Origin of the sequence: Bacteroides sp. AM37-9 (assembly GCF_003603455.1) — a bacterium.
GTDB lineage: Bacteria > Bacteroidota > Bacteroidia > Bacteroidales > Bacteroidaceae > Bacteroides > Bacteroides xylanisolvens.
The window spans coordinates 361,596-368,680 of sequence record NZ_QTNF01000002.1; the positions used below are offsets into that span (position 1 = coordinate 361,596).

General features: G+C 44.0%; 4 protein-coding genes. All 4 read right to left on the reverse strand.

Annotated features, from left to right (window positions below; genetic code table 11):
* Nucleotides 1-38: 38 nt before the first annotated feature.
* Genes DW862_RS02665 through DW862_RS02680 form a run of 4 tightly spaced genes read right to left on the reverse strand, consistent with a single transcriptional unit; the run spans nt 39 to nt 6,053 of the window.
* Nucleotides 39-1,589, reverse strand: coding sequence for a hypothetical protein (locus DW862_RS02665; RefSeq protein WP_120067234.1), 1,551 nt, complete (start codon nt 1,587-1,589; stop codon nt 39-41).
* Between the two features lie 48 nt (nt 1,590-1,637).
* Nucleotides 1,638-2,648, reverse strand: a complete 1,011-nt coding sequence (locus DW862_RS02670) for a DUF6562 domain-containing protein (protein WP_120067235.1) — start codon at nt 2,646-2,648, stop codon at nt 1,638-1,640.
* Between the two features lie 37 nt (nt 2,649-2,685).
* Nucleotides 2,686-3,423, reverse strand: coding sequence for a DUF3575 domain-containing protein (locus tag DW862_RS02675; protein ID WP_120067236.1), 738 nt, complete (start codon nt 3,421-3,423; stop codon nt 2,686-2,688).
* Nucleotides 3,424-3,449: 26 nt separating this feature from the next.
* Nucleotides 3,450-6,053: a DUF4962 domain-containing protein gene (locus DW862_RS02680; RefSeq protein ID WP_120067237.1), complete on the reverse strand. Its 2,604-nt coding sequence runs from the start codon at nt 6,051-6,053 to the stop codon at nt 3,450-3,452.
* Between the last annotated feature and the right edge of the window lie 1,032 nt (nt 6,054-7,085).

The window sequence follows — 7,085 nt, forward strand, 5'->3', positions numbered from 1 at the left end:
CCTTGAATTTCTATTGAGTAAGGTCGAATATTCAGTGACTATTTAAAGATTGTAATCATTGGGCGGCAAAGAGCTTGTTGATTAAGAGCTGTCTTAACACTGATACCCGCCTCTTGTGCATTAGTAACAACACCATCAGCTACATTAATACGTACACCAGAAACATTACCTTGGTTATTGATAGTACTAGAAGCATAATTCACTGTAGCAATCGTTTCTCTATCAAACATTTTGCCATTGACAAATTCAAACTCCGGAATATTTTTGAAGTCCTCACTACCAGTAGCAGGCACATCTTTCATTGTAAACAATGTACCCATAAATGCGCTCAATTGCGACAATGTAGGAATATACCATGCACTCAAATTTTCACTAGCAGGAGCATGTTCTCCCACCCATTTCTCATAAGTTGTTTTAAACGCAACATCTCCAAGACCTGTTAATAAGACGCCCGTAGTCTGTGTGCCATTTGTCATACCTGCAACAGTTTCGGTCAAAGCAGTCAATAATTCAGTATTAAGAGTTTGACGACCAGTCGCCACATTTTCAATCGCTACTGCATATCCGGCTATTGTCTTGCCCTGAAGTGCTACAGGATAATTAGCCGGCACATCATCACCAATAGCTTCCATCTTGAAAACAATACCGACAGCATCCGCTGCATCACGTACCACTTTACCTTCTGCATTGATATAACTACCAACCTTCATTTCCAACGCTTCATAATCCGGATCCACTCCTACTTCAATGTCAAAGTTTCCATCTCCGATTTCAAATTTAGCCATAATCTGCATATTAGCGTCCAAAGGTAATGTATTTGCCGGTATTTTAATCTCTTTACTATATCCGCCACTCAATGCCATGGTTATTTCTTCTGTAAATTTACTTACATTTGAAGGAGCAAAAAAGAAATTAGCGAACCAATTGCCATCCGCAGAAGCAAAACTTGCATTTGTATAAGTCACAGGAGTCGTAGCAGTACATTTACCCTCTAAAATATCATATCCACTCAAAGCGTTGTATGTTATTTCCAGTTTATTAGCTGCCGCAGCTACTTCCGGATTCTTCGGTTTTACGCTCACATTAGCAAACGGGCGCTTTAATGTCACACTGGCATTACCAATCGTTTCCAATTTTCCGCAGAAAGCGTCGCTGGCTGCCATCAACGCATCATTTGTCAGATCGAATGATGCAGTATTATATCCTATAGCTCTCAAATCAGCAGTGTTATATACTTTATTAGCGGCACCACTTTCCGGCACGTATTCAGCCCAAAACAATGCTTTCGACACTTCTTTTTGTTCATCTACAGAAATAGTGAAAGATACCTTACCGTCTGTAACCGGTTTAGTTACCTGATCGCCTATCTTATTGCCATCAGCATTCAGTAATTGCATGATACATTGCATCGTATAACCGTCAGGAATGGTAACCGCACGGCTAAAGACGTTATTTACAGGAGCCTGTACAGAGATAGTAACAGGAGCATTGATTTCTGTTCCGTTGTCCGAAACGATTTCTTCTTGTCCACAGGATGCAAAAAGCACTACGAACAAAGCCATTAGCGAATAAAATAAGTTCTTTTTCATGATCTTAATTGTTTTATGGTTAAGCAATTCTTAATTGATTTGTCTATTTTATAATTCTCCAAGGTCTACCTCCAGATCACCGTCATAATCGGGGTCGATCCCTATTCCTCCATTAGCATCGGAAGTTAGGAAATTGCCACGTACCGCTGTGTTTTTGCCCCGTTCACAAGGAATACGGAAAGCAGTACGTGCTAGCACTTCATTCTTCTCATTCAAGATTTCGAGCTCTACAGGGATGGAAACGGTTTCTCCGGCATCGGTCAACACATAGTCGAATCCCAGTATCAGTTCTTTCGTACCATCGGCAGGGCGTTCAAAGGCCACTTTATATTCCATGTACATGAGCGAGTTCTTGGGTACATCGTCCCACAAATTGTAGCCGGTAGGCAAATAATCACTGTACTTCACACGAGCGGTAAAACTTTCACCTTTCAGTCCGCCTGTGGACAGTTTATTGAGAAACGTCGCTACATCTTTAGCCACCAATTCATAGCATGCTACAGGACGATACAGTTCAACGTCAAGGCTTGTTTCAGCTCCCCAATGATTGCGGAAAGAAGTCAGGTCCGCTGTAGTAGAAGCTGCAAAAACATCTTTATAGCGGCTATTCCCTATATACTTTCCGGCAGGAAGGATAAAAGCCAGATTCTTGGCATCGTAAACAAGTCCCTGTTCCGGTGTCTCCGCATTCACATAATCGACCCACACCAGGATGCGGTAATTACGGGCGTGCAGCTTCATACTAACAGACAGACTGGCACGGTTAAAATCCTCTTCATATACCGTTTGCCGTGCCGCCACCTGTCTATCCAAATAGGCTTCTACGATGAAACGACGCAGATAGTTGGTTTCCGACGCACGGGTGATGGTCACCGGTGCTCTTTCTGCCAAACTTAGATTCATTGCCAGATTAAGGTTGAGTGTTACAGCTGTCGGATCCACTCCCAGTTCTCCTTCGGGAGTCATTTCCGGTTCTTCGTGCAGGCTGCATCCATTCACCAGCAGGGTGATGAACAACAAGAAAGTGCACTGTGCCAGTATATATAAATTTCTTCTCATATTGTTATCTTATTTATATGTATGTTCCTATCTAAGGTTAGAAGCGGTAGACTAACGATGCTCCCACACGGGTTATCCCCCAGTAATGACGGACACGCGTATCCAGCAGTGCGCCGTTGTCTACATTATAATAGGTGTTATACTTCATGTTGGCATATCCCACTCCCAGATTAAATTCCGCTCCCCAGTGTCTGGAAAGAGGGAGTTTGTAACCGTAGCTTATTCCGGCTCCCAACAGCGGACGATCCGTATCTTGATAACGGTCATCGTTCCACTTCACGTTAAACCATGCCACGTGGGCGTGCAGTCCGACAAAGTGTCCCCGTCCTGTTTCATTTCCTATCCACCAGCGGGCTTCAGGTTGCAATGCTACCGTACGCACGCCGTGCTTATCCCCCAAGTCCCACAAACTGCAAGTCAACGGCAACTCTACCGTGATCTTTTTATGCACCTGCATTTCCACGGCAAGGTTCAGCAAAGCACAAGCATCATATATTACATTCGTTTTCAATGCCAGATAGCGTTGACCATCAAAGGCAGTCGCTTTCTTTCCTGCATTCTCTTTGCCGGATTGGCGTTTATCCTCCTCCTTTTTTGAAGAAGTCGCAACTGCTATTTCCTGCTTTTTCCCGCCGGGCTTGTAGACCGTAGTTTCCTCCGGAGCTGCCGAAGTCTGTACACGGGGTTTACCGGGAGTCTGTGCCGACAAGACGGTTATGCCCGATAATGCAGCCAACAGACATATAGTTCTTATATTAAAAGTAGAGTGTCTCATATATTCGTATCTTTCATGTTCATTGATCAGATTTCCAGTTCGGGCACTGTATCCCTCATTACCGTTTCGTACCCATCCTCATTGATGACAGTAGCTTCACCTTTATAAGTGATATTCACCTTCTCTTGAGTGCTGCGGATAAAGAATGAAGGAGCACCGTCGGATTTCAGGTTAACACTGATTAGCCATCCGCCCACTTTGATACGTCCGTCGGACAAGATTTCGGGATCTTTGGCAGGATATTTCAGTGCATGTGTATTGATGACAGTGGCAAAACGATATACTTGTGCCTTTTCCGATGTAGCGGTGAAATGCCAGTGATTAGGATACTTCTTGAACACCCCTTTGTCATCAGCACGTAGCCAGTTGACTGCCGGATAGAAAAAACGGCTCGTCGTATCTGTCTGCAATGTTCCGGTGGAGAAAAGATAAGCGTCTGATGCTCCTCCGCGGTTCGTGGCTTGAATATGCACGAAGCGATGATTCGATTGATCCACTGTCATGGGATTTTCTGTGGTATGCAGCAAAAAACTCCAGTTTACAGGTTCGTCTGCCACGAGTTCGTCATAGATAAAGATGAGTCCTGTCTTTCCCAAATTGACAATATGACGGCGGAAAGTTTTCACATGGTTCTCATCCCAGCCATTTTCGGGCGTATAATGCACCTCCGACTGTTCGCCGCGTGTCAGCCAAAGCGGTGAAATCACTTTTCCGTAAGCATTGGAAGCATCACCCAGCACATACCCGATCTTCTCGCTGGCATAATAACGGGGAATCCATCCATATCCTTCCGTACCGATACGTTGTCCCATACCGTTCACCAGAATCGTATTGTGAGCACGCGTGGCACGATGGCACAACATACTATGTACGTCGGTAAACTCAATGTGGTGTCCGCTACTGTAAAATAATGGTTTTCCACCATAGAACGTATTGAAAGCATTCTGATTGGCAAGTGCATGAGAGGTAGAACCATAAGGGCTTGACCGGAAACTCCACATCGCATTTCCACCTACTCTGTCCCAGTTCGTCTGGAAAGAGGCAAGTCCTGTTGCGGGGAAGACGTATCCTGCAGGGAGTGCTGTCAATCCTTCACCTTCCGGCAGAAGTTTATCACATTGCAGGCGGAACCAGGCAAGATCACCGGGCTTACTCAATAAGGCTTTCTTCATATAATCCGGTTCCACTTTCAATGTGCGGCGTACGAAATCAGCGGCATACGTGTTTCCGGTAAGGCGTGCCAGCGCATCCAAATAGCCTATACGGATGCTGTTGGGACGTCCCACATTCTGATGCGAACTTCCGTTTCCTCCGGATTTGGAAAAAGGAGGTTGCTGGAAGATGGTATACATGATATTTCCCTGATACCAAGGATCGGAAAAGAAGTCGTAACCGGTCAGTTTGCTATAATAGTAAGGCACTTCTACTAATGTACGGGTGTTGACCGTAAAGTAAGAATCGCCATTGTGCCAGCCACCGTCTTTGTTCAATCCGGGGAAACGTGCCAACCATACGTTATAACAGTAATCCACCCATGTATCGGCTTCGGGCAGATCGCCATATACACTGAATGCCGCCATTGTAAGGATGCGAAGTGTCATCTGCCACACATGATTGTCGGCGATGTGGTTCTCCATCCGGTTATTAAAGTTCTCATACATTTCACCACCTTTATTTTTGATGGCTTCCAGTAATGCTTTCTTTTGTGATGTATTCAACCGGTCGTAGAAAGAATCATAAGCCATAGAGCAGAGAGACAATAAGCTAGAAGCATTAAAATCTCCTTTCACATTCTTATCTTTATCCCAGTCGGCCATGATAAATACCCGTTTGATGGCTTCGTCAGCATATTTAGTATCCTGCGTCAGCAACCAGGCCCGTATCAATGCTTCGGTATTGCCTTCTTCCGCATCGATGATGCGACGGCTTTCACGAGTGAGGTATGAATTTATCTGCATCTCGTTCTTCAGATTCTTCACCTGCGAGACATTAATATCTTTCACTGATTTCATTGGAGTCTGAAGTACCTGATCTGCACGCTCAAGATACCATTGTCTTTCTGCCTTTTGTTTGCTGTGATTTATAAAGTCCTTCCATTCGTTCTTCATGATCCACACACGCGGATGGTCGGCAGGTAGTTTTGCCAACACAGTTTTCAATGAAGGCGGACAGAATTTGCCCGGACGATCTTCTACGGTGACTTGCTGTGTGCTTCCCCAAGTCACTTGTCCGTTTTCTACGTAACCGAACTGCCAGTACCATACCCCCGGCGCAAGCGGTTGTTCCGGATTATAGAACGGCCAACGAGTTTCCACCTGAACAACTCCGGACTTCAATCTGGCATCCTGCGAATAACGTAACCGATAGGTAATCTTCGTTTTATCTACCTTCTTTACTTTGTGTTCGAATCCATCCAACGGACTGTCCTGCGAGTTCATGTCTGAACGGAGCGGCCACTGAAAAGAAACCGCGCGGTCATTAACCACCGCTTTATCAAGAGGATAAGGAGTGGCACGCATTTCGTGCATCAACGTTGTTTCCGTCAACTTGATGACTGCTTGTTTTTGCGCATGTGTCATCTGTGCAGCCACAGACAAGATTACGAATGAAATCAATAATACTTTTTTCATGATATCAAATGATTGGTTTTTCTGTAGGCAAATGTAGATAAACCGTCCGAAACGGAACTTTCAATTCATTTCTTCCTTCTCTGATACTGTCTAACAGGACTTTGTTTTCGTTCATTTCAACTTAAAATTCGTCCAAAACAAGCGTTACAGGAGGCTACAAAGAGGGTAAAAGGGTAAAATAGCCCCCAAAACGGAATGACTGGAATTGATAGAAAAATGAAGGTTATTAGTTCTTGTTTAGGTTTTCACCACAGAGGACGCGGAAGACACAGAGGTGAATTTGGTTTATGACTTACAGTGGTGACCCTAATTTTGATGCGTAATCCTCTACTATAAAGTTGAAAAAATATAAAAACATCTGCCACCTGCAACCAAACGCGTGTAATACACTAGTTGACAAACAGTTGTAGCGTTGCAGATACTGTTGCAGATAGGTTGCAGATAAAGTATCTGCAACACAGTATAAGCCTTGCATAAGCCAATTCTCCAGGAGGGCAAAAGTTTATTGTATACATTAACTCCCCGTTTCCAGGCGGGGAACTGTCGTTTCCGGCATTAGAAATTACAGTTTCCACGGCAGGAAACGAGAGTTTCTAAGGCAGGAAAACGACAGTTTCTAAGGCGGGACACTACAGTTTCTACGTAAGGATACTATCGTTTCCCCGTAGAGACACCACAAATTATCCATAGAGTCACCCCAATTATCCCATAGCTTTGCATAAAGGAATCAAGGCTTTTTCTTTGATTATATAACGCGTTGCAGATACTTTATCTGCAACCTATCTGCCACAGTATCTGCCACGTTCCAACTATTTGTCAATTAGTGCATTACACGCGTTTGGTTGCAGGTGGCAGATGTTTTTATGTTTTTCAAGGTTCTTCGTCAAATTTGGTGGTAATCTCTTTTTTATTTCGATGGTTTTCCTCTTCTTCTTTCTTAATCCTATAAAAAGTTGTAGATATGTTTGCTTTTTAGTAACTTTAAAGACACCACATCATTAAGAGTTACAATGCAACAAGCCATATCTACAA